This is a genomic window from Alcanivorax sp. HI0007 (genome assembly GCF_001635525.1).
Lineage (GTDB): Bacteria > Pseudomonadota > Gammaproteobacteria > Pseudomonadales > Alcanivoracaceae > Alcanivorax.
This window is the reverse complement of sequence record NZ_LWEJ01000242.1, coordinates 1-23,341: the sequence shown is the minus strand read 5'-3', so window position 1 is coordinate 23,341 and position 23,341 is coordinate 1. Positions and strand designations below refer to the sequence as shown.

Sequence of the window (23,341 nt, the reverse complement as noted above, 5' to 3'; positions counted from 1 at the left end):
GATGGTTGCCTGAATTTGCACTGTAAGATATCGCCTACCGGTATGTACGCTGATATCCTAGCCAGATCATCGCTTTTCTTGCAGGACCTCCATTGCCCACCCGCCCTTTCGCTGCCCTGCTTTTCGTAATCGCCAGTCTTGCCCACAGCCATCCCGGCGGCCTGGACAGCCAGGGCGGACACATCGACCGGGCCACCGGCAGCTATCATTGCCACCGTGAACCTTGCCTGACCCTGCATCGGCAGCAACAGCAAGCGGAACAGGAAGCCCGCGAGCAGAACCGGGCCTTTTCCGGTCTCTACGAACGCAAGGACTGGCCCCACTGGCTGGACCAGGATGGGGACTGCCAGGACACCCGCGCAGAGATACTGATTGCCACCAGCCAGGTGCCGGTTACCTTTACCCGGGATGACCGTTGCACCGTGGCCACCGGTCGCTGGCATGACCCTTACAGCGACACCGTTTTTACTTCCGCCAGCGAGCTGGATATCGATCATCGGGTCCCCCTGCGCCATGCACACGGCCATGGGGGTGATCGCTGGGATGAGAGCTTGCGACGCCAGTTTGCCAATGACCCCGCCAACCTGTTGCCGGTGTCAGCCAGCGCCAACCGCAGTAAAGGGGCCGGCAGCCCGGTCCTGTGGCTACCGGAAAACCGCAGCTACTGGTGCCAGTACGGGCAGCACTGGCAAGGGATCAAACAGCGCTATCAGTTGCTGATAACGCCACCGGAACAACAGGCCATTGAGTCATTGCTGGCGACCTGCCAGGTGGCCCAAAAGCGCCCATAAAAAAAGCCGCCCGAAGGCGGCTTTTTCAACATGAAAACGCGGCTTTTATTGCTCGGCAGCGTCCTTCATGCTCTCTGCGGATTCTTCCGCACTTTCATAGGCGTTATCGAGATCTTCGCCCATTTCTTCCATGGGACCTTGCGGGTTCATGGAGTCTACTGCTTCATCCACTTTTTCACCGGCTTTCTCCACCGGCCCATCGTTACTGTCGCACCCGACAAGCAGGGCGGAAAAGGCAAACAGGGCAGCCAGAATTACTTTACCGAAAGTACGCATAGACTCACTCCTTGAAGTATCAGTGATTCGAACATCCCTGACTGTAAAGCCATCCCACGTCAAAACCCAAGAATTAACGCGCAAAGCAGGGCCATTTTACGAATCATTACGTTGCCTGTCTTGTGCGGATGCAGCCATTTACGCACGCCCACTCCAGGGGTTCCGACAGGCCGGCCACTCCCTGCTATGATGCGGTCAGGACAAGGAGAACCCATGAAACAATTAGGCCGTAATGTGGGCGGGCTGGCGCAACTGGTCACCCGTGTAGGCAATGAAATCACCCAGGTGGTACAGGATATTCATGGTGCTGTGGCCAACCCTTTTGGCTTGCGCGGCAACGATTACACCCCCGCACCGATGGTCTACAATCTGATTCGCTACGGTTTCCGCCAGGCGGGCAACGTGGCAGGCATGGCCGACCTGCTGGCGGACCCGAACCGGGAACTGCGCGACAGTCTGGATCTGCAAAGCATCGTCAATGGGGTTTTCGGGCAACTGCTGGCGGAACAGAACAGTCCCTATGCCCTGCGGATGACATTACTGCCCACCGGCCCGGTTCAGGGCGACACGCTTGTGGTCTTTTTACATGGCCTGTGCATGAACGATGCCTGCTGGAGCAACCCGGCGGCAGATGCTTTCAACCACTGGGCCCGCACCGAACTGAAAGCCGATGTCCGCTACCTGCGCTATAACACCGGCCTGCATATTTCCGATAATGGCCGCAAGCTGGCCGGGCTGCTGGCGCATACTGCCCTGCCGCAGCGGGTGATTCTGATCGGCCACTCCATGGGCGGACTGGTGGCCCGCAGCGCCCTGCATCAGGGCCGCCAGCGCGGCGACGCCTGGACCGACAAGGTCACCCATCTGGCCTGCCTGGGGTCGCCGCACCAGGGCGCTCTGCTGGAGCGTGCCGGCAACCAGGCCAACCGTCTGCTCGGCGCCACACCGTATTCACGCCCCCTGATGCGGCTCGCCAACCTGCGCTCCGATGGCATCCGCGACCTGCGCTTCGGTTATGTCCTGGAAGACCAGTGGCGTGACCGGCCTCTGGACGAGTCCCGTCCCAGCAGCAAGGTGCCGCTGGATACCCAGGTGGAGCAGTTATTCATCGCCGGCAGTGTCAGCGAGCCGGGCCACCCCCAACCCCGCGGGGACTGGCTGGTGACCGTGGACAGCGGCCTGGCCACGCGCCTCTACCCTGAAGCGGAACGGCTGACCCGGGAGCTGTTCTACCAGATGGGGCACATGACCATGATTGAGGAAAGCCGTACCTATGCGCGCATCCAGCGGTGGCTGGAGGCGTAAATGCGATGCACGCTTTGTGAGAGCCCGGCACGGCCGTTTGCCCGGGTAGAAAGCCGCGACTATTTCCGCTGCGAGACTTGCCGGCTGACCTTTGAAGACCCGGCCAGACTGCCCGATGCGGACACGGAAAAGGCCCAGTACGACTTGCATGACAATAACCCGGCGGATCCCGGATACCGGGGCTTTCTGGCCCAGCTGGCCGACCCGCTTTGCGAGCGGCTGAAGCCCGGCGATGGCGGCCTGGACTTTGGCTGCGGGCCGGGCCCGGCACTGGCACAGATGCTGGAAGAACGGGGTTTTTCCTGCCAGACCTATGATCCGATCTATGCCCCGAACCGGGGACAACTGGACTCGCAATACGATTTTGTGACTTGCACGGAGGTGGTGGAGCACCTGCATCACCCTGCCCGGGAGTGGCAGCAATTTGCCCGCCTGGTGAAACCGGGCGGCTGGCTGGGCATCATGACCCGCTGGCTGATCGACGATGATGCCTTCCCCAACTGGCATTATCGCCGCGACCCCACCCACGTGTGCTTCTGGCAGCCGGAGACCTTCACCTGGCTGGCCCGGCAGCAGGGCTGGGAAGTGACGCTGACAGGGAATCCTGTGGTGTTGATGCAGAAAACCTAGAGCCTGCACTACCCCGCTACGATCACTGCCACGCCCACCGCCAGCAGCGCCAACGGTACGATGATGATCGCCTGCCGCGCGAGACGCGCTCCCCAGTGGCGATGAGTGCCGGAATACCGCTCCATGAAGCCCCCTTCACAAGAAATTCACACCCGAAGTCTCGAGTATAGGAGGCATTCAATGACGGTTAATCGCCCAAATGGGTGAAAGATTGATGGCAATGCCAGGCAAACGAACCAGCACAGCCCGGAAATATACGTTCGGGCACATCATTTCCTGAGCAGCGGCGGGACAAAGAAGCCGCCCGAAAACAGACCTCGTTCCACGGATTCACCGCCATATCCCTTGCGTGCATGCCCGGCCCAGATTGCCGGTTGTCATTGAACGTCACGAAAGGTCGCTAAAGACTGTGCAACCAGAATTGCAGGGATTTGCGACTGGGCGCCGTCTCCCCCACATCGGTCCAGTCGAAATGGGCTACCAGCTGGTTCTGGGGGAAATAGTCCCGGCCCCGCCAGAAATCGTCCAGCGGCCGGTAATCGTCAGGGCGAAGGGGGTGATCCTCCGGCCGTTGTACCGCGCAGAACGCGGTATGCAGGAATCCGAAATCCGCTGCATATTGTTCTCGCAGATCAAAGAACCGATGACCGATTCCTTCACCCCGGTAGGGCTTTAAGAGCACCGACTCGCCGAAATAAAACACCGAGCCCAGCTCCGCGCCCAGTTGCCGAAACGGGGCCTGGAACTCCTCATCCGCTTCCAGCAATGGCAACGCCGTGGCCGCGCCTACCAGCCGGTTGAATTCCAGCGCCAGCACAAAAACACTGCGATCAGACTGGGCGTAGCGATCCAGATAGCGACGCTCATACTCCCGATTCCCCTCATACAGGTAAGGAAAATCCCGGAAGACCTCAATGCGCAACTCGGCCAGTTCATCCAGCCAGGGTTCCACCGCAAAACCGGTGACAGGGCGAATTTCCACATGGGACATGGCAGCTCCTGAATGCCTGCAAACAAGACATATCATGAATACCACGTCAGGGAGACGGTGGCGATGCGCGGACGAGTTGAAAGTTTAAAGTTGAAACGCGAAGAAAGTGAAATGTTTGCCGGATAGTTTTTTGCTACGCGCTGCACCCCTATCGGGAACGCGGGCACGGCCTTTTCAGGTACGAAACACCTTACCCGCGCTTTTCAACTTTGAACGTTAAACTTTCATCTCACCCCGGCCAGGCGAGGATCGCCCCGGTCACCGCCAGCACCACAAACACGGCCTGGCGAAACCGCTGCTCGTTGACCCGGTGGTGCAGCACTTCCCCCAGCACCATGGCCACCACCACCACCGGTACCAGCATGGCAATGCGCGGCGCCGCCGGCAGCAGGCTGCCATCCAGCAGGAACACCAGGGTCAGCAGGCTGTTCAGGACCAGCCATACCAGAATCAGGGTGGCGCGGAAGCGTTGTTTGTCCAGGGACAGACCGCTGAGGGCATAGACCAGTAAAGGGCCGCCTGACGCGAACAGGCCATGGGTGATGCCCGCCATGAACATCCACACTCGGGCCCACAGGCCTCCATGGACCGTCGCCATCGCACCGCACCACATACGCCACAGTTCCCGACCGCTGAACCACAGCACCAGCACACCGAAGGCATGCTTGAGCACCTGGTCGCCCAGCCAGGGACGCAGCCCATAACCGGCCAGGGTCCCGATCACCATCAACGGCAGAATCAGTTGCCACAGGGTGGGCCAGTGAATGGCATGGCGATGCCGCCAGCTGAGGGTGCTGCTCATGACGATATTGAGCGGCACCAGCACCGGCAGGATCTCCGTGATCGGCAGCACCAGGGCGCCAAGGGACAGGGCGATGACGATACTGCCAAAGCCGGTGGCCGCTTCGGTGGTGAAGGCCAGGAAGATGAACAGCCCCAGCAACAGCCAGGGCAGGGTGATCATGTCGACCATTAATGGGGTTCCAGTTCGGAGGCGAACTTGCGCACCATCATGCGCTGATAGACATCCGGGGCCAGCCGCCACAGCAGGCTGGCAAACCAGGTGAAACGGTCCGGGAAGAGGCGTTTTTTCTTGCGGTAGTACGCCTCGAACACTCGCTCGGCCATCCACTCCGGAGTCTGCATGGCACCGACCATGGAGCGGGGGTGCGCAGCGGGCTGGCCATCATGGCCCAGGGCATTGGCCTCAATGGGCGTATCCAGGAAGCTGGGATAGACCATCAGGATATGCACCCCATACTGGGCCACTTCCCCTCGCAATACTTCGAAAAACTGGCTCAGGGCACTTTTTGCGCTGCAATACCCGGCCCGACCCAGCACCGGCATCCAGCCGGCCATGGAGCCGATATTGATGATACCGCCACCACTGCGTTTGAGCAGCGGCAAGCAGGCCACGGCCATTTCCACCGGCGCCTGCCAGTCCACCGCCATGACCTTGCGGAACACGGCCAGGTCGGTCTTGTCCGCCAGAGAGCGGTGGGTGATACCCGCGTTGTTGATCAGCACGTCCAGGCCACCTTCCTTTTCCTTGAGCAAGGCCACCAGTCGGGTGATTGCCTCACTGTCGGTCACGTCCAGCCGGTGAAAACTCACCCGGGACGGATCCTCCTTGGCCAGGGCATCAGCCCGCGCCCCCAGTTGCAGGGCATTCATATCCGTCATGATGACGCGATGGCCCAGCGCAAAGGCCTGCTGGGAGAGTGCCCAGCCAAGACCGGAGGCGGCGCCGGTAATCAGTATGGTTTTCATGGCTGCTTCCTCGGTTGTTGGCCGGCCATATAGAAGCGAAACACCTGCTCCGAGGTCTTGCGCGGGACATAACCGAATTCTTCCTTGAGGCGTCGGTTGGCCAGTACCGGCCGGTAGCGCAGGAAATTCACCTGCGCCGGAGTGTATTGGGTCAATCCAAGCCGATTGCCGAGCCACAGGGCGGCACGAATCAGCCCGGCGGGCACGGAAATCACCGGCTTGCCGAGCAGCCGGCCCAGCTCGTGAAGACTCAGGGCCCCATCTCCGGCCAGGTTATAACAGCCAGCTTTGCTCTCCAGGACTCCCTTCTGAATGATCTCCACCACATCCTGGTCCCAGATGAACACGAATGGCGACGCAGAACCGGCCACCGCCACCAGGCGCGGCTTCTCAAACAACCGGGTAATCAGATTGCGGGTGTGGGCGCCCAGCACGGTGCCCGGACGCAGCACCAGCTGCTTCAATGCCGGATGGCTCTGACGATACTCCGCCAGCAGGGCTTCCACCTGGCGCTTGTGATCCGAGTAGGCAAACTCCGGATTGCCGCGCAGGGCGTCTTCCTCATCCAGCCAGGCGGGGTTGTCTGGGTGGTAGCCATAGGCGGCGCCGGAGCTGGTCACCACCAGCTGTTCCACGCCCGCCGCCACACAGGCGTCCAGCACGTTGCGGGTGCCATTCACATCGATATCAAAATCCCGGGCCCGGTCACCGGAATCCTCCAGCACCGCGGCCAGATGCACCACTTGCTGTATCCCATGCTCACGGATCAGGTGCTTCAGGTGCGGGTCACGGATATCCATGACAAAAAACGGGAAATCGGCACTGTCATCCGCCCGGATATCCACCCCGACCACATGGTGGTCCTGGCTCAGCCGACGGGCGACCTGGCTACCAATGTAGCCGGCGGCACCGGTGATCAGGATGCGTCGTTGCATGATGCCTCCTCGCGGTTTTGGCGATCGTCATGGCCCCGCGACCACCACCAGGCCAGCAGCAGACCGGAAATCAGGTGCCAGACCCCCCAGAAGGCGGCAATCAGGATCATGCCGCTGGCCTGGGGGAAAAAGGTAAACAGGATGGCCAGCCCCAGACCGGAGTTCTGGATGCCCACTTCCATGGTGATGGCTCGGCGGTCTTGCCGGGGCAGGCCGGTGAGTCCCCCGGCGAAGGCGCCCATGCCCAGGGCCAGCAGGTTCTGCAACACCACCAGGATGACAATGCGATCCGCCGTGGCCAGAAACACCTCCATGTTGTTGCCGAAGGCCACACCGACAAACAACAAGAGCACCAGCAAGGTGATGACCCGCATGGGCTTTTCCGCCCTGGCAGCAAAACGGGGAAACAGTTTGCCGGTCATCATTCCCACCAGCAGCGGCAGGCCCAGCACCAGCGCCACCAGGATCAGGATGTTCATGCTGTCCAGCTGGATGTCTGTCAGCATCGACCGGGTATGCGGGTTGAGCCAGCCGTAGAGCGCAAAGTTGAACGGCGTCATCACCATGGCCGCCAGGCTGGAGACTGCCGTCATGCTCACCGACACGGCCACGTTGGCCCGGGCCAGCCAGGTCATGATGTTGGAGAACGAGCCCCCGGGACAGGACGCCACCAGAATCATCCCCAGGGCCATTTCCGGATCCACTTCGAAGAACCAGGTGGTCAGGCAGGTGGCCGCGGGCAGCAGTACGAACTGGGCAAGCAGACCGACAATGGGCGCATCCGGGCGCTTGAGCACCCGGCGAAAATCCTCACCGGTGAGTGACAGCGACACCCCGAACATCATAAATGCCAGGATCACATTGAGAATCAGCAGATTCTCGCTACTGAACTGCACCTCCACCTCACACCCCCTGTTTCAGGTCGGCGATGTGGGCGTTAACCGCCTTGCGATAGCTGTCCTTGTGCACGTAGTAGGCCATACGCTCAAGCTTGAGATAGTCGAAGCCCCCATCCAGCGTCTGGCCGGCTTCGGCGGTGGCTTTCTGTTCCAGCGCCTCTGCCACCGGATGGTTGTTCTCTCTGGCCTTGATATAGAGCGCCACCATTTCCGCCTGCTCATTACGCCCTTCCCAACCCAGACCAGCCGCTTCCACCATGCCCATCATGAACAGGTTACGGTGCTGGGGATGGAACACGTTCAGATACAGCTGCGGCGCATCCGCGTTATGCCAATTCAGTTCCCCGGCGTCGATAAAGGGGTAATCCAGCTTGTAGCCGGTGGCCATCAACACCAGGTCATAAACCCGGGACTGGCCATCCGCAAAGGTTACCGTGTCGCCCACCACCCCGACGATGTCGCCGTGAGGGGTAATGTCACCATGACCCAGGTGGTGCAGCACCAGGGAATTGATCACCGGGTGGGATTCATACATCCGGTAGGAAGGCTCCGGCAGTCCGTAATCACTGGGCTTGCCGACGATGAGACGGATCAGCCTGGCATCCAGGCGTTGTTTGAGACTCCGGGGCAACTTGATCTTGCCGCCGATGCTGTCGGTGGGTTTCCCGCCGATAAACTTGGGCAGGAAGTAATACCCCCGGCGCACGGACAGGTCCACACTGGCCGCCCGGTGCACCGCATCCACGGCAATATCGCAGGCAGAGTTACCGCACCCCACAATCAGCACCCGTTTGCCGTCAAACACCGAGGCATCACGATACTCGCAGGAGTGCATCAACTGCCCCTCGAACTTGCCCGGCAAACTGGCCTGATTGGGCTTGTGCAAGGTGCCATTGGCAATCAACACGCCCTGGAAGTGACGGCTTTGCGTTTCTCCGTCGCGCTCGGTGGTTACCTGCCAGCCATCGCCCTCTCGTTCCACCCGCACCACCCGCGTGGAAAATTCGTAGTGCCGATAAAGATCGAAATGACGGGCATAGGCCTGAAAATAACGCTTCATCTCACTGTGATGCGGGTAGGTGGCCACCTCATCCGGCATGGGAAATTCGCTGAACTCGGTCATGCCCTTGGAGGAGATCAGATGGGCAGACTGATACATGGTGCTGTGGGGATTATCGATATCCCACAGGCCACCCACATCGCTGTTCAGGTCGAACCCGATGAAAGGAATATCGTATTTGCTCAGGTTTCTGGCGGTGGCAAGGCCCATGGGGCCGGCGCCGATCACTGCGTACATAGCTGTCCCGATAACTATTATTATTTCCCGGATCCGGGGTTTGCCGAGTTGGACTCAGCATTTGGTATGATGTCTACTTTACGGTCGACCGGCTGCAGGCTCACGGCCAATTCGGGACCTTGCCACGGTTAATTCGGGACCGGATATCACTCCTTACCACTATGGCGCCCCCATGACGCACACCCCCACCGTGACAGTGCGCTTTACCCAGGCGATCAGCCAGGCGGCTCAACAGCTGGGCTTTGCCTTGCCCGCCAAACTGCAAAAGGCGGTCGGCGAACAGGACCGAGTCAGCCTGGCATTGCAGGGAGAGATCTGGGAAAGCTTCTGCGAGCAGGCCCAGGATCCACTGGTGGGAATCCAGTTCGGGCTGGCCCTGCAGGTCGGCCACCTGGATACCGTAGGGATGGTGCTGATGAGCTGCGACACCGTGGAAGACGCCCTGGATTCGCTGATGGATTACTACCCCATCGTCGGCGAAGGGGGGATCTTCTCCTACCGGGTGAACCAGGGCGAATGCGAGATTCGTTACCAACCCCAGTACAGCGTACGTCAGCCGGAACGGGTGGAGGCGGCCATGACCGCGCTGCTGCAACTGTCCCGCTGGACCACCGGCAACCAGTTACAGGCCAGCCGCATGACCTTCGCTCACCCGGCGCTGGACGACAATCGCCGCTACCAGTCCCTGCTCGGATTGCCGGTGCGATTTGCGGCGGAGCACAACACACTGGTACTACCCGCCAGCGACCTGACCATGCCGCTGATCCATGCCAACCCGTCCCTGTGTCATCACCTGCGCACCCTGGCAGACCAGCTGCTGGACAACCTGGGCAGCCAATCTCTCAGTGCCACCGTCCGTGACCTGCTCCGCCAGCATCCCCATTGGGGCAAGGAAAAGGTCGCCGAGCAGCTGGCCATGAGCGGGCGCCATCTGGTGCGCAAACTGGGTGAGGAAGGCAGCAGCTTCAAACTGCTGCGTGATGCGTTACTGCAAGGGATGGCGGAGACGGAATTACAGGCCGGCACCCGGCTGGCCGATATCGCCGACAAGCTGGGCTTTTCCGATGAAAGCGCCTTTTCCAAGGCCTTCAAACGCTGGACCGGCATGACGCCGGCGCAGTACAGGGAAAAGGCAGTTAATAGTGAATAGTTAACAGCGGCGCGGGGCAGCGCCGCAGTGTTTCAAACGCAAGAGGCCGCGACCAAAGTTTGGTCGCGGCCTCCTCGCTTTCAGCAATCACAAATCATGATCGCGCAGCTATTAACTGATCTCCGGCTCATGCCAGAAATCGAACTGCTGCGGAATATCCGCCATCGCTGTTTCGAAACGCGGCTCGCGTTTTTCCAGGAAGGAGGTAAAGCCGTCGCGACCGTCCCAGAATTCATTGGACCAGTAGATCATTTTTGACTCCACCGCATGGGCCTGCATGGGGTGGGCAAAGTTGGGATTGCGCCACAGCATCTGCTTGGCCAGGGCCGCCGCCACCGGGGAGCTCTTGGCGATCAGCTTGCGGGCAATGCAGCGCGCCACGTCCACCACTTCACCCTTGTCATGGGCACTGTGGAACAGCCCCGCTGCCACGCCTTCCTCGGCCATGAAGATGTCACCGCTGATCACCCATTCCATGGCTTTCTGAATGCCCACCACCCGCGGCAGGAACCAGGAGGAACAGGCTTCCGGGGTCAACCCCCGTTGGGTAAAGACAAAGCCGATCTTGCTGTTGGCCGCCACCAGACGAATGTCCATGGGCAGGGTCATGGTGATACCCACGCCAACGGCGGCGCCGTTAATCGCACCGATCACCGGCTTGCGACAGTTGTAGATGGCCAGGGACACTTCGCCACCGGAATCACGAATCTGCTCCAGGGGCGGGTCCATGCCCTCGGCATCATCGTAGCCAAACACATTGCCGCCCTCTTCCGGCTGCATTTCCATGCCGGCACAGAACACCTTGCCGGCACCGGTCACGATCACCGCGCGCACTGCGTCATTGCGGTCCGCTTCAGCAAAGGCATGGACCAGCTCATCCTTCATGCGCAGGGTAAAAGCGTTCAGCCGATCGGGACGGTTGAGGGTAATGGTAAGAATCTGTTCATCCAGATCGGTGGAAATATGCTGGTAATCCATGGAGCCTCCATCGTTATTCTTTCAGGTGCACCACCTGCACCGGTAGACCCCGAGCATACCGCGATGGCAGGGCGTCGAACATGGCGCGCAGGGTGCGATTGAGGTGGGGTTGATCGTAGAAGCCGGCGGCCACCGCCAGTTCGGTGAAATTCATGCCGCTACGCCACAAGGCCAGCGCTCGCTGGCACTTGAGGTGCAGCTGATAACGCTTGAGGGATACGCCGAGCTGTTCACGAAACAGGTGCCGGAACCGGGAGGCAGACAGATTGGCGCGCTCTGCCAGGGCATCCATGGCAGGCACCGCCTCTGCGGCACGCATCCGGCGGCAGGCGTCAGCGATTCGAGTGTCCAGAGGCAGGGGTTCGGCAAGCGCCCGCAGGCCCTGGAGAAAGAGCCGGGCGTTTTCTTCACTGCCGTTGCGCACCAGAGCCGCAATCTGGGCACAGCACCAGCGTTGCTGCCTGTCATCCAGGCCACCAAGACGGGACAGGGCCCGCCAGGCCGGCTCATCCGGATCCAGGTGAACCACCGCCACCGGCCCCTGACTGTTGAGACTCTGAGGCACATCCGGGGGCACCAGCACCACCTGTTGCTGGCACGGGCGGCCATCCACCGTGACCCGAAGCGGCTGGCTCAACCCCACCAACAGGGAGGCGGCCACATGCTGGTGGGGCTGGTTATCGATGGCAGGCATCACCATCAGCCAGCCACCCTGCCAGAGAAACAGAGGAGTCAGCGGCACATCCGGTGACGATGAGGCGTTGTCATTCATAACCGCCGATCATGCCCGCCCGGCCACGGGCGGGCAATGGGCGATCAGGCCGATAGGCGACGGCCAACGCCCAGCTTGTGTGCCAGCTCGATGCTGACAAACATGGGGCCGACCAGAAGAAACACCAGATCATCCACAAAGGAGGGTTTCTTGCCCTCCACCTTGTGGCCCCATACCTGCACCGCCCAGGCCAGCAGCCATAGCCCTGCCGCACTCCAGGCCAAGGACAGGCCGCTGCGATCCACCGCCACGATGATCGCCAGGGACACCGCCAGCCAGCCGGCCATCAGCACGGTCATGCCCAGGGACATGCGAAAATAAAACGGCATGCAGATCGCCGCCAGCAGGGTGCCGCCGTTGACCCAATAGGCCCCGGCCCCCTCCAGGCCCAGCCATTGCCCCAGCGGCAACAGCCAGAACAGCCCGAGGGTGGAAACAAAAATAGCTGGCACACAGAGGATATGAACCCACTGGTTGACCGGGTTCTGATGACTCTCGCCATAATCGGCCAGAAAGGTTTGCAGATTACGCATGACAGCTCTCCCGAGTTGTTGTTTTGAGCTGCCATGAAAGATAGCGCCCGGCCCGGACGCGGGATTGTACGCAGGGGTCATCACTGATCGGGAACAGCGGCTGCGTCTGGCATTCCTGCTGACTGGCGACCCATCGCTGATTCAGGACCGGGTCAGTCGCAACCTCGCCGGCTGTCCTTGAGGGCTCGCAACACCTGCTCACGGGTAAGCAACCCCACCAGAATGCCCTTGTCGTCCACCACCGGATAGATCTTGGGCTTCTGGGTGACCATCAGCTCGGCCACGTTCACCGCCGAGTCCTGCTCATGCACGGTGAGAGGCTCGCCATGCATGAATTCTTCCACCACCAGGCTGCCCTCGCAGTGATAGCTGGATATCAGCAACTTGCGCAGACAATCCTGCTCCGACACAAAGCCCACCACCTTGTTGTGATCATCCACCACTGGCAGACCGGTGAATTTGTGCTGCAGCAGAATGTCCACCACCTCAGTCAGCTCCGTGCCGGTTTTCACCGCCGCCGGATGCTTGGCCATCAGGGACCGCACCGTTAGTTCGCTCATGGCTGTCTCCTTGGATTGAGCCTTTATTGACTATACCACTGTGCTACCGTCAATAGCCTGTCGATAGCCCATGGGGAATATCAATGGATGACGGGGTGGCTACCGGTTCCTACAATGGGCCTTGCTGAGGAAAAGGAATTGCGAATGGTATCGCCCTGTTTACGGCTCTGTGCTGCTGTCATTTTTCTGGCCCTGTCCGCCGCGGCACAAGCCAATGGCGTTGCTGCCTGTGAAGCCGCCGGCCAGACCCTGGAGCAGCTCCAGCAGGAAAAACAGCAGCAGGCAGAAGACCTGCAACAATTGCAGCGCTATCTGAATGGTCAGGTACCCGCTCCTGAAACACTGACCCATCTGCTTGGCCAGCCCCTTGGCGAAACCGCCGCCCTGCCCGCGCCGAAACCGGCCAAACGCAACCTGCCGGACAACAAGTGTCAGGCCCTGCAAAACGATATTGATACCCTGGTCGGACAGCTGGGCCGCCAGGACCAGACACTGTATGCCCTGCGCCAGCGCTTCATCGAACTTCCCGATACCCAGCGCCAGTCTTTCGCAACCCTGGCCCGGCTCTACCAGCACCTGGAGGAACTGAGCGACGGCCAGGATGTCTCCGACCCCCCCCGACTGGCCGCCAGCGTGCTCCGCGAACATGTGCAGCAGACCTGGGCAATACTTCCTCTGCTCGGGCCGTCACCCAAGCAGGCGCTGCAACAGCTGGACCAGCTCTGGTACCAGAGCCCGGCCCTGACCCCTCCGCCCCAGCCCACCGCGCAATGGCGCGACCTGCTGCGCACTCGCCTGGAAATCCAGGGCCAGCTGCGCCAGTTGCGTGCCGACCTGTGGCAGCGCCGCTCACTGTGGAGCCAGATTGATGCCATGGGCGGCCCCTCGCAGGCTCCGGCATTACTCCGGCACGAAGGCGAACGCATCGGCCAGCGATTGCTGGATACGGCCCAGGTGATCAACCTGGATTTGCAGGAAACGGCCAAGGACAAACACTTCCTGCCGCTGGTGCAGAACAGTGTCGCGCTGATTCTGGGTATCGCCGGCTTCATGCTGTTGATTCGGCTGGCCCGGCGCACCCGCCAATGGGCCCTCAGCCTGCACGAGTCCGTGGTCAGTGCCAGTGGCGAGCGCCGCTGGTTGCGCAACGCCAGCCGTCTGATCAGTGGCCTGGCGCCGATGCTTCCCTGGGTGCTTTTGTGGGTGATTCTGGACCTGCTCACCGCACCACTGGACACCCCTTCCACCCGCATTCTGGTCTGGCTGTTACCGCTGGCCCGACTCTATGTCATTTACGGCTTGTTCTGCCTGATCGGTGAATGGCTGGTCATCCGGGTAGCACAAAGCGCCAACGCCTACCTGAGCAGCGACCAGTCCCGACAGGTTCACGACCACGCCCGTTTCATTTCCCGCTGGCTGGTGTTGCCCTGGCTTCCCCTGCTGGTGGTCTGGGAGAGCCTGGGCCCGTCTCTGCTCTATTACGTCTGCCTGGGCATCTTGCTGGTGGCCATTTACTGGGGCCTGGGCCGACTGCTGGCGCTGCGCCCCCAGGACTATCAGCGTTGCCTGCAGGCCATCCTGCCGTCCCGGCTGGACCCGCTGGCAGAAAAACTGCTCACTCCGGCGCTGTTCTGGCTGTTTGCCCCCCTGTTGCTTCCCGTTGCCCTGGCCAGTTTCCTGGTGGGTTTTGTCGATCGGGTGCTGGTGGATTTTGACTGGTACATGCGCTTCAAGGCGCGCCTTTTCCGGCTGCGCACTCGCATCAACAATGACGAAGAAGACCCCGGCAATGAACAGCCGGTAGATGAACACTACGAACGCTGGTTCGCCACCGGTCTGCCGGAAGGCAGCAAGACGCCCTTCGTGGACACCGGACTGGTCGCCGCCATGGAAAAAAATATCCAGCGCTGGCACGAGGACAAGACCGACGAAAATGCCCAGGTGGTGGTCGGCGAAAAGGGGTGTGGCAAAACGGTCAGCATCGACCGGCTGGAGCGGGCGCTGGCCGAAAGCTGCAAGGGCCTCAATCTGATCACGCTCACGGTGCCCGCCAAAACCATTGAGCCGGACGCCATCCTCGCCCTGATTGGTGACGCCCTGGATGTGGATCTGGCCAACGAGGGCCCGGCAGCGCTGGTGAAAAGTGACGAGGAACGCCAGCCCACCCTGGTGGTGCTGGACGAGGCCCAGAATTTCTTTCTCAAGGAAATCGGTGGCCTGGAAGGCTGGCGCACCGTACTCAGCCTGGTCAATGCGCGGCTGGATAATGTGTTCTGGCTGCTGATGATCAATAACCAGAGCTGGGCCTATTTGTGCAATGTGTTCGGCCGTGATTACCAGTTCCGTAATGTGGTGAAAGTGAAGCGCTGGGGACAGACCGATATCCGCTCACTGATTCTGGCGCGCAACCATCTCAGTGGTCATCGGGTTCGCTACGACGAGGTACTGCTGTCTTCCCGGGGGCCGGAAGCCGGCAATGTCCGCAACGCGGAGCAACGCTATTTCAGCCTGCTCTGGGATGCCTGTCGCGGCAATCCCATGGTGGCCCTGCGGCTGTGGCTGACCTCGGTAAAACCCCAGGGCCGGCAGGTGCTGGTGGGGCTGCCCACGCCACCCTCAGCCAGCATTCTCGACAGCATGGGCGAGAACGCCCTGTTCGTGTATGCCGCCATCGCCACCCATGAAAATCTGACCAGCCAGGAAATCAGCCATGTGACCAACCTGCCTGGCAATGTGGTGCGCTACGCGCTCAAGGGCGGCTTTGATGCCGGTTTCCTGAATAAATCCGAGGATGGCCGCTACCGGCTGAAACCCCTGTGGTATCAGCAGGTGATCAGTTACCTGACAAGGAAGAATTTGCTCAATGAATGAAGGCAATATCGTCAATGATCTGGCGGTGGTGGTTGAGCTGTTCAACATCTACGCCCTGTTGCTGCTGTTTATCGGCGGCTTTGTGCTGTGGGCACTGAACTGGGGGATCAGCAAGGCCAGCCTGAAGATCACCGAAAAGCTGCCCACCCGGCGCTTTCTGATTCTGCAGATCACCACCCTGATCGGTTTTGTGCTCTACACCGTGGGCACCGCCGCGCTGATCATCGGCGTGCTGCAGCCCCCCAAGGAATTCATGCTGGCCGCCGGTGGTTCCATCGCCGTGGCCCTGGGCTTCGCCCTCAAGGACATTGCGGCTTCCCTGGTGGCCGGCCTGCTGCTGCTGTTCGACCGCCCCTTCCGGGTCGGTGACCGGGTCAGCTTTGATGATGTGTACGGGGAGATCGTCTCCATCGGTCTGCGCACCGTGCGCCTGCAGACCCTGGACGATAACCTGGTGACCATTCCCAACTCCCGTTTCATCACCGATGTGGTGGCCTCCGGCAACTCCGGGGAACTGGATATGATGATCGTCACCGACTTTCACGTGGGCCTGGATGCAGACCTGGACGTGGCGAAAGGGATTATTGAGGAAGTGATTGTCACCAGCCGCTATGCCTACCTGAAAAAACCGGTGTCCTTTGCCATCGAGGAAGTGGAGATCGGCGATATGCTCGCCATTCGCCTGCGCTCCAAGGCCTACGTGCTGGACGTGCATTACGAGAAGGCTTTCCAGAGCGATATTGTGGTGCGGGTTTCCCGGCGCTTTCAGGAACAGCAGATTCCTCGCCCGCGGCGCGGCGGCAGCCAGCAATAGCTGGAAGGGACGATTATTTTTTCTCGTCCCGGTTTTTCGCCAACACGTCCTCCAGCTCCTCCCGGGGCATGTAGTCCAGGTCCCAGTGGCTGGTAAAGGTCTCCTTGATACGATGCCGGCCACGGTGGAGATCCTCCGGGGTGTCTCCTTCATGGGCCGGGTGATAGTCCCGCCGCTCCGGGTCGGGCGTCTCATCGTGGGAATCACGATTGGGGAAAAGCATGTCTTTCAGGGTCTTAAACCAGCGCATAAACACCTCCGTGGTGTCTTGCCACCGTAACACGCCTGTGCGACAGGAAAACATGAAGACCCGGGCAGGGTCAGCGGGCCCAAGGTCATCCCCCGGCCCACTCTGTCGAACCCGTTACGCTCGCCTTCAGCCGGCCAGATCCGATCGATCCAGCATCCGGGACAGCTTCTTCAAACCCTGCTTGCGCAGGAAGGTGCTGTCGCGCTTGGCCGGGTGAAAATCCCGTTTGTAATAGGCCAGGTAGGATTTACCCAGTTTTCGCAACCAACCCGGTTTGCCGAGCAACCAGTTCACGCCGCCGCGCACGGAGCGCCAGTCGGTGGGGTCGTCCATGCCCTTGCGCAGCTGATGGTAGTGGAAAATGGTGAAGCTGATGAATTCCAGGGTGGTGAAGGCCATTTCCGAGGTGCGCACCCAGTAGTTGCCCACCTGCTCCTGGTACACATCAAAGGCGACCGCCTTGTGTTCACTTTCTTCCACCGCATGCCATAACCAGAGCGGCAACATGCGCTCATCCATGCCCTTCAAAAAGTCCGGATGTTCCAGCATCAACTCCGCCAGCATGGCAGTGAAGTGTTCCAGGGCACAGGTCTTGGCCAGTTGCCGTTGCGGTGACAGGTGCTTGGCCATGAAGCGCATGCCGCGATTGACGAACTCATCCACCTTGCGGGTGGGGACACCCTTGGATTCCATGAAATGGTTGAAGGCATCGTGCTCGTTGCCGTGGTGGGCCTCCTGACCGATAAACCCTTTTACCTGCTCGCGCAGCAGCGGGTCGCGGAGCTGCTTCTGGTAATGACGCACGGAGCGCACAAAGAAGCGCTCCCCTTCCGGGAAGGTACAGGACAGGGCCGTCAGCAAAATGGTCTTGAACTGGTCATTATCGAACCAGTACCGGGGCATGGCCGGATCGAAGGAAAAATCCATCTTGCGGGGCTGGATATCACTGTTATTCAGTTTTTTAGGCGCGCTCGGCGACGTCGCAACCGCTTTATTGTTCATGGCAAATCCTCCTGAATAGGCTCACAGTATTCGCCAGCGCAAAATGGGACACTAGTGCAGGTTGTGCCATTTCCTGTTTCCGGTGGCCCGCAATGGCCGGCAACCGCCCTGCCTTTGTGTGTTGTCACACATCCGTTGTTCCTGCCCGCCACGCTATTCGGTCTGGCTGTCGCCTGCCTAGCGGGTATCCGCCAGGGGAGGATCGGTCTGCGCGGAAGGGACCGCGTGCACCGCCTGGTCACGACCCCGCTCCTTGGCCAGGTAGAGCCCCCGGTCAGCCTGGCGCATCAGGTCACGGCCGCTGATGCTCTGATCGGGACAGCGGGTTGCCACCCCCACGGACAAGGTGACCGGGTGCCAACTGTCGCCAGCCGGGCAACCGGCATTGTATTGACGCAACGTCATCACCAGCCGCCAGGCCACTTTCAGAGAGGCATGCACATCTGCACCGGGCAGCAACACGCCAAACTCCTCACCACCGATGCGGGCCACCTGATCACCATGGCGGGTGATGGCACCAGTGAGCAACCGTGCCACCCGCTTGAGCACCTGGTCGCCCAGGTCGTGGCCGTGGGTGTCATTGATGGCCTTGAAATAGTCCAGGTCCACAATCATTACCGACAGCCAGTCCTGCTGATGCTCTGCCTTGACCAGAGCGGCTGCCAGACACTCATCGAAGGCCCGGCGATTGGCAATGCCGGTGAGGGAATCCCGGGACGCCTGGGTCAGCGCCAGTTGCGCGGTTTTTTCCGCTACCGCCCGCTCTCTTTTCAGCACCGTGGTCCGCTGGATCATCTGGGAGAGTTGATGCATGCCGCCCACCACCAGCTGCCGGGGCAACAGCTCCAGCAACCAGCAATCGAGAAACTCACCCTCACGGGCAATACGGGTGCTGGCAATGTAGCTGTCCTGCAGCGGCGCCCGCAGGTGCAGTGCCAGGTGGGAGAATGACTGGTTGCGACGCATCACGCGCAGGAAAGCATCACTTTGCGAAGGGGAGGCCAGCAGACTCTTGATGCTCTGCGGAGCACTGCCGGCCAGCAACTGTCTCGCTCTTCGGTTCAGCCATTCCAGGCTACCGTCACCATGCACCACAAACACCGGCATGGATAGCGCATCGATCAATGCCCGGCAGTCCGCAGAAAGTGGCATCACTCACCGGAGCGAAAATACTCCCGCCCCGCCTCCATGTCGTTACCATCCAGGGAAACCACCACATGGCAGTGACCATCGCCATTGGCAATAGCCTTCTGGATATCCACCCGGGCATAGCCGGCATTTTCGGCGGCGATCACACCGAATACATTGGACGTCATCATGCACAGGGCGGGACGGCCGATGACCTTGTCACCGAACGGGCAGCGACGGTTGCCCAGCACCAGCTGACGCTCGTCCGCATGGATCAGATAAAAATCGCCATCGATACGACGCTTGAGATCCACCAGCACGGCGGCAATCTGGTGACGATCCAGCCTGGTCAGTTTCAGGGATTGAAGATAATGCGCGTTCAGTTCGTCGCCGATTTTCTGGCCCACCAGAGAGATAAATCCCTCTGCCTGGTCCATACCGGTCACTTCCTGCAGCGACTCGGCCAGGTAGCCCAGCAACTGGCGCAAGAATCGATCCTTGTCCAACCCGATTGATGCAACCTGAATCCGTTCCAAGTTCTTTTCCATATTTGCCCCCGTCTTCCCATGAGCCGGTGACGGGTTGGTGATACCGTCGTTGGCAGCCATCTCCCCCAATGGCTTCATATCTATGATTCATCGCCACTACTGTGACATCAATCACACAGTGATACTCGTGTATACCATTTACCCCCATTTGTGCGCCGCCGGTCCGCTTGCCCCGTCAGAAACCGACGAATGGAAATCAAACTGCCTGACGAAGAAACAAACGGGCAAAAATATCGCCCCCGCTTTTCTCCCGGTACAGCTGCCAGTTTGCCGGCACCACAGGCACCTCTCCGTGACGCCGGCTTTCCACATAAACCCAGGCCTTGTCCGCCAGCAACCCGTGAGATTCCAGCGCGGCACAGGCCGGTTCCGCCAGGCCCAGATCGTAGGGTGGGTCCACGAACACGAGATCAAACTGCAAGGCACTGCTGGCCAACCACTGCATGGCATCGGCGTTGTGGATGTGGATGCGATCGTCGAACAGGGGCAACAACTGACGTTTGAGATCGGCGGCCCGTTCGCGCTTTTTTTCCACCAGAACGGCCCGCTGGGCGCCACGGCTCAGGGCCTCTGCGCCCAGCACCCCGGAGCCGGCAAACAGATCCAGTACCCGCAGGCCGGGCAACTCGAACTGCAGCCAGTTGAACAGGGTTTCGCGCATGCGGTCCGACGAGGGGCGCAGATCGCCCCCCTGATCCACGAACTGCAGCCGATGACCGCGACGCTCTCCGCCAATGATGCGCACCTGCCCCTTGCTGGTAGCGCCGCCTTTGCGAGTCGAACCTCTATTCGCCACTGTCCGAGTCCTTCTCCCCGCCGTTCTCATTGTCCTGATCCTCAAGGACCTGTGGTGCCTCGGGGCCGATACTGACGATGGCCAAATCGTCCACATCCAGGGTTCGGCGGAAGGCATCGCGGATATCTTCCACGGTGACCTGACGGACTTGGCGGTTGAACCACTGCAGGTAATCCAGCGGCAGATCGTAAAAGCCGATGGCGCCGAGCTGGCCGATAATGTCACTGTTGTCGGCGGTGCTGAGGGCAAAGCTGCCCAGGATATTGGCCCGCGCCTGTTCCAGTTGCGCCTGGCTGGGACCGTCTTCAACGAACGTGTCGATCAGGTCCAGGGTCAGGGTCAGCGCCTCATCGGCATTCTCGTTGGCAGTCTTGAACTGCACCTGGAAGGGACCACCCGCCGCCATGGCCGAGAAGCCGCTGCCGATGCCGTACACATAACCCCGTTTCTGGCGCACTTCATCGGTGAGAATGGACGCGAAGCCGCCACCGCCGAGAATCTGGTTGCCCACATGCAGCGCCACGTGATCCGGGTTGCCCCGCCAGGTGGCCTGGTTGCCCAGCAGGATATGGGTCTGGGCGGAGGGGAAATTGATGTGCTCGCGTTTCCGCTCGCTGAGTGCCCCGGCCCGGGGCAACTCCGGTGCCGCCGGCCCCGCCGGCAGTGCCGCACTGATTTGTGCGGCGATTTCCTCGGCTTCACTGCGGGACAGGTCACCCACCATGGCAATCACGGTATTACCGGCGGCGTAATAGGTGTCATAGAAATCCACCAGCTGCTGGCGCTGGATCTTCGGCAGGCTCTCCATCGTCCCTTCGCTGGGCTGGCCATAGGGGTGGTCGGCAAACACCGTGCTCATGAATGCCTTGCTGACCTGGGGTCCGGGCACCTGTTGCTCCATGCGCAGCCCCTGCATGGCGCGCGTCCGCAGACGATCCAGGGCCTCCTCGGGAAAGCTGGGCGAACCGATCACCTGATTGAACAGCGCCACCACCGGCTGGCGATATTCCACCGCCGACAGGGTACGCAGGCTGATGATGCCCATGTCCCGGTAACTGCTGGAGGAAAAGCTGGCGCCACGATCTTCAAAGCCCCGGGCAATGTCGTCCACACTCAAGGCCTCCGCCCCCTGGCCGATCAGGGCACTGGTCAGGGACGCCACCCCGGGCAAGCCCTCATCCTGGGAACTGCCCGCCGCCATCACCAGACGAATGTCCAGCATGGGCAAGGCATCGCTCTGCACGAACATGACCTTGGCGCCCTGGTCCGTCTGCCAGGACTGGATATCCAGCTGCGGCGCCTGGGGCTCGCTGGCCGCCACCTGCTTTTCCGTGGTCGGGAAGCTGGCGCAGGCGCTGAGCATCAACACCGCCACCGCAGCCCCCATGATTGCTGGTAACCGCATCATTGCTCCTCCTCCTGCGCAGGCACGACATGGGCCACGGCCAGCCGTTCCGGTATCAGCCACTGGCGGGCTACCCGCTGCACATCCTCGGCGGTAACCTTGCCCAATTGTTCCTCGAACTGCTTGGCCAGATCGATATCCAGACCCAGGGTACTGAGCATGCCCAACTCCATGGCCTGCCCCATCACCGAGTCCTTTTCGAACACCTGGCTGGCCAGCACGCCGGCCCGCACCCGCGCCATTTCATCTTCACTGGGCAAGGTGGTCTGCAGGGTCTTGATCTGCTCGCGCAGAGCCTGTTCTACCTGCTCGAGGGTGACACCCGGATTGGGAGTCGCTGTCAGCGTAAAGGTGCCATCGCCGCGCTGGATGCCGCTGTAGCCGGCACCGGCACCGGCCACCAGCTTCTCACCGCGCACCAGATCGGTTTCGATGCGGGCACTCATGCCACCGTCCAGCACACCGGCGAGCATGGTCAGGGCGTAGAAGTCCTGCTTCTGTTCTGCGGTGACCAGGGAAGGCACGTTATAGAGCATGTAGAGGGCGGGCACTTGCACCGCCATGGCCAGATCCAGACGCCGCTCGCCAGCGGCAGGATTGACCGTCTGTATTGGCCGCGGCGGGGTGGTACCGGCGGGCAGATCGCTGAAGAAGCGGCGCACCAGCGGCTCTACCTGATCGCGGGTCACATCACCGGCGACCACCAGGGTGGCATTCCCCGGCACATAAAAGCGGTCATACCAGCTGCGCGCCTGCTCCGGCTGCAACTGGGCCAGCAGCGAACGCCAGCCGATGATCGGGTGGGCATAACCGGTACCCGGCCGGGCCACCGCCTGGAATTTTTCCCAGGCCAGGGCATTGGGGTTGTCGTCGGTACGGGTGCGGCGCTCTTCCAGCACCACCTGCAACTCCCGGTAAAACTCGTCGTCGTCGATCTTCAGGTTGCCCAGTCGCTCCGCTTCCAGTTCCAGCGCCAGCGGCAGCCGCGACGCCTCGTACTGCTGGAAATAGGCGGTGTAGTCATAACTGGTGAAAGCATTGTCACTGCCTCCATAGCGGGCCACCAGTTTGGAGAAGTCCCCCGGCCCCAGTCGCTCGGTGCCCTTGAACATCATGTGCTCGAGCACATGGGCCAGACCCGTTTCATAGGGCGCTTCGTCGATGCTGCCGGCCTTGAACCAGACCATCACGGTCACCACGGGTGCCCGATGATCCTCACGGATCAGCACTTTCAGGCCGTTATCCAGGGTAAAGGCATGGGTGGGCAGCTCGGCCCGGGCGGTCAGACTCCAGAGAATGGCCGCCAGTGCCACCATGAGTTGTCTCATGCATTGTCCTCATTGTGTCGCCCCCGGAAGCTGCTCCCCCGTGAGCGAAGTGTTAGGATAGCCGCGCGTTCGCTGTCAGGCTGCTGCAAGCCCGCCAGACAAACGCAAACCCTGCAGGAGGGCGCATTTTATTTATCGCCGGCCGGCAGTCTGTCGAACTCAGGCTGCCAGCATACCGGTTTACTGCCCTGTCCTTGCAGCCTCATTGCAAAGGAAGAGGCCCGATTTACCCTCTTCGCGATTGGATAAGACTGAACATGAGCGACGAAGTTTCCCGCGACGACGACAACGCCCCGAAGCCGGAAGAAAAAA

The 23,341-nt window shown here is 60.9% G+C and carries 25 protein-coding genes; 6 read left to right on the top strand and 19 right to left on the bottom strand.

All coding sequences use genetic code 11. The annotated features are described in order from the left end of the window. Positions 1-92: 92 nt before the first annotated feature. Entirely contained in the window at positions 93-791 is a 699-nt protein-coding gene (locus A3714_RS12390; protein ID WP_063527187.1) for an HNH endonuclease, read from the top strand. Positions 792-836: 45 nt separating this feature from the next. On the opposite strand, the gene A3714_RS12385 is transcribed toward A3714_RS12390, so the two are convergent. Then, positions 837-1,067: a hypothetical protein gene (locus A3714_RS12385; RefSeq protein ID WP_062814851.1), complete on the bottom strand. Its 231-nt coding sequence runs from the start codon at positions 1,065-1,067 to the stop codon at positions 837-839. Between the two features lie 213 nt (positions 1,068-1,280). Between A3714_RS12385 and A3714_RS12380 the strand changes: the two genes are divergently transcribed. Then, the gene (locus tag A3714_RS12380; RefSeq protein WP_063510031.1) at positions 1,281-2,372 is read left to right on the top strand and encodes an alpha/beta fold hydrolase; all 1,092 of its coding nucleotides are present in this window, start codon (positions 1,281-1,283) and stop codon (positions 2,370-2,372) included. Further along, positions 2,373-3,002, top strand: a complete 630-nt coding sequence (locus tag A3714_RS12375; protein WP_063510032.1) for a class I SAM-dependent methyltransferase — start codon at positions 2,373-2,375, stop codon at positions 3,000-3,002. It abuts the gene before it with no gap. Positions 3,003-3,402: 400 nt separating this feature from the next. Here the strand turns inward: A3714_RS12375 and A3714_RS12370 are convergent, their stop codons facing one another. From A3714_RS12370 to A3714_RS12345, 6 genes are all read right to left on the bottom strand, one after another. Then, entirely contained in the window at positions 3,403-3,993 is a 591-nt protein-coding gene (locus tag A3714_RS12370; protein WP_082844820.1) for a GNAT family N-acetyltransferase, read from the bottom strand. 229 nt (positions 3,994-4,222) lie between these two features. Next, entirely contained in the window at positions 4,223-4,966 is a 744-nt protein-coding gene (locus tag A3714_RS12365; protein ID WP_063510033.1) for a sulfite exporter TauE/SafE family protein, read from the bottom strand. After that, positions 4,966-5,763 (bottom strand): SDR family oxidoreductase, encoded by a 798-nt coding sequence (locus A3714_RS12360; RefSeq protein ID WP_062814855.1) that lies wholly within the window; start codon positions 5,761-5,763, stop codon positions 4,966-4,968. The genes A3714_RS12365 and A3714_RS12360 overlap by 1 nt, the downstream gene beginning before the upstream one ends. Next, positions 5,760-6,698, bottom strand: coding sequence for an SDR family oxidoreductase (locus A3714_RS12355; RefSeq protein ID WP_063510034.1), 939 nt, complete (start codon positions 6,696-6,698; stop codon positions 5,760-5,762). The genes A3714_RS12360 and A3714_RS12355 overlap by 4 nt, the downstream gene beginning before the upstream one ends. Further along, a complete protein-coding gene (locus tag A3714_RS12350) occupies positions 6,680-7,600 on the bottom strand; it encodes a bile acid:sodium symporter family protein (RefSeq protein ID WP_062814857.1) in 921 nt (306 codons plus the stop codon). Before A3714_RS12350 ends, A3714_RS12355 begins: the two co-directional genes overlap by 19 nt. Position 7,601: 1 nt before the next feature. Then, positions 7,602-8,894, bottom strand: a complete 1,293-nt coding sequence (locus A3714_RS12345) for an NAD(P)/FAD-dependent oxidoreductase (protein ID WP_062814858.1) — start codon at positions 8,892-8,894, stop codon at positions 7,602-7,604. A 172-nt stretch (positions 8,895-9,066) separates the two neighbouring features. On the opposite strand from A3714_RS12345, the gene A3714_RS12340 reads away from it, so the two are divergent. Further along, a complete protein-coding gene (locus A3714_RS12340) occupies positions 9,067-10,044 on the top strand; it encodes an AraC family transcriptional regulator (protein WP_062814859.1) in 978 nt (325 codons plus the stop codon). A gap of 111 nt (positions 10,045-10,155) precedes the next feature. Here A3714_RS12340 and A3714_RS12335 read toward each other — a convergent pair whose 3' ends face one another. The 4 genes from A3714_RS12335 to A3714_RS12320 form a co-directional block, all read right to left on the bottom strand. After that, complete coding sequence (locus A3714_RS12335) at positions 10,156-11,022, bottom strand: crotonase/enoyl-CoA hydratase family protein (RefSeq protein ID WP_063510035.1); 867 nt, start codon at positions 11,020-11,022, stop codon at positions 10,156-10,158. Positions 11,023-11,035: 13 nt separating this feature from the next. Next, positions 11,036-11,794 (bottom strand): AraC family transcriptional regulator, encoded by a 759-nt coding sequence (locus tag A3714_RS12330; RefSeq protein ID WP_063510036.1) that lies wholly within the window; start codon positions 11,792-11,794, stop codon positions 11,036-11,038. 44 nt (positions 11,795-11,838) lie between these two features. After that, positions 11,839-12,327 (bottom strand): DUF962 domain-containing protein, encoded by a 489-nt coding sequence (locus tag A3714_RS12325; protein WP_062814862.1) that lies wholly within the window; start codon positions 12,325-12,327, stop codon positions 11,839-11,841. Between the two features lie 152 nt (positions 12,328-12,479). Further along, complete coding sequence (locus tag A3714_RS12320; RefSeq protein ID WP_062814863.1) at positions 12,480-12,887, bottom strand: CBS domain-containing protein; 408 nt, start codon at positions 12,885-12,887, stop codon at positions 12,480-12,482. A gap of 144 nt (positions 12,888-13,031) precedes the next feature. Here A3714_RS12320 and A3714_RS12315 point away from each other — a divergent pair, with 144 nt between their 5' ends. Together A3714_RS12315 and A3714_RS12310 are read left to right on the top strand one after the other, a co-directional pair. Next, a complete protein-coding gene (locus A3714_RS12315; RefSeq protein WP_063510037.1) occupies positions 13,032-15,758 on the top strand; it encodes an ATP-binding protein in 2,727 nt (908 codons plus the stop codon). After that, positions 15,751-16,572, top strand: coding sequence for a mechanosensitive ion channel family protein (locus tag A3714_RS12310; protein ID WP_062814865.1), 822 nt, complete (start codon positions 15,751-15,753; stop codon positions 16,570-16,572). The genes A3714_RS12315 and A3714_RS12310 overlap by 8 nt, the downstream gene beginning before the upstream one ends. Positions 16,573-16,585: 13 nt before the next feature. On the opposite strand, the gene A3714_RS12305 is transcribed toward A3714_RS12310, so the two are convergent. The 8 genes from A3714_RS12305 to A3714_RS18275 all read right to left on the bottom strand — a co-directional run. Then, a complete protein-coding gene (locus A3714_RS12305) occupies positions 16,586-16,822 on the bottom strand; it encodes a hypothetical protein (protein WP_063510038.1) in 237 nt (78 codons plus the stop codon). A 126-nt stretch (positions 16,823-16,948) separates the two neighbouring features. Next, positions 16,949-17,824 (bottom strand): metal-dependent hydrolase, encoded by an 876-nt coding sequence (locus A3714_RS12300; RefSeq protein ID WP_063510039.1) that lies wholly within the window; start codon positions 17,822-17,824, stop codon positions 16,949-16,951. A gap of 177 nt (positions 17,825-18,001) precedes the next feature. Continuing rightward, on the bottom strand, positions 18,002-18,976 hold the full coding sequence (locus tag A3714_RS12295) for a GGDEF domain-containing protein (protein WP_063510040.1): 975 nt from the start codon (positions 18,974-18,976) through the stop codon (positions 18,002-18,004). After that, a complete protein-coding gene (locus A3714_RS12290; protein WP_063510043.1) occupies positions 18,976-19,500 on the bottom strand; it encodes a methanogen output domain 1-containing protein in 525 nt (174 codons plus the stop codon). Before A3714_RS12290 ends, A3714_RS12295 begins: the two co-directional genes overlap by 1 nt. A 196-nt stretch (positions 19,501-19,696) precedes the next feature. After that, positions 19,697-20,296 (bottom strand): 16S rRNA (guanine(966)-N(2))-methyltransferase RsmD, encoded by a 600-nt coding sequence (rsmD, locus tag A3714_RS12285; RefSeq protein ID WP_063510041.1) that lies wholly within the window; start codon positions 20,294-20,296, stop codon positions 19,697-19,699. Further along, a complete protein-coding gene (locus tag A3714_RS12280) occupies positions 20,286-21,704 on the bottom strand; it encodes a pitrilysin family protein (protein WP_231866038.1) in 1,419 nt (472 codons plus the stop codon). The genes rsmD and A3714_RS12280 overlap by 11 nt, the downstream gene beginning before the upstream one ends. Beyond that, positions 21,701-23,029: a pitrilysin family protein gene (locus A3714_RS12275; RefSeq protein ID WP_063525713.1), complete on the bottom strand. Its 1,329-nt coding sequence runs from the start codon at positions 23,027-23,029 to the stop codon at positions 21,701-21,703. The genes A3714_RS12280 and A3714_RS12275 overlap by 4 nt, the downstream gene beginning before the upstream one ends. Positions 23,030-23,157: 128 nt before the next feature. Then, positions 23,158-23,341 (bottom strand): hypothetical protein (locus A3714_RS18275; RefSeq protein ID WP_231867860.1); only part of this gene is annotated, 184 nt, incomplete at its 5' end.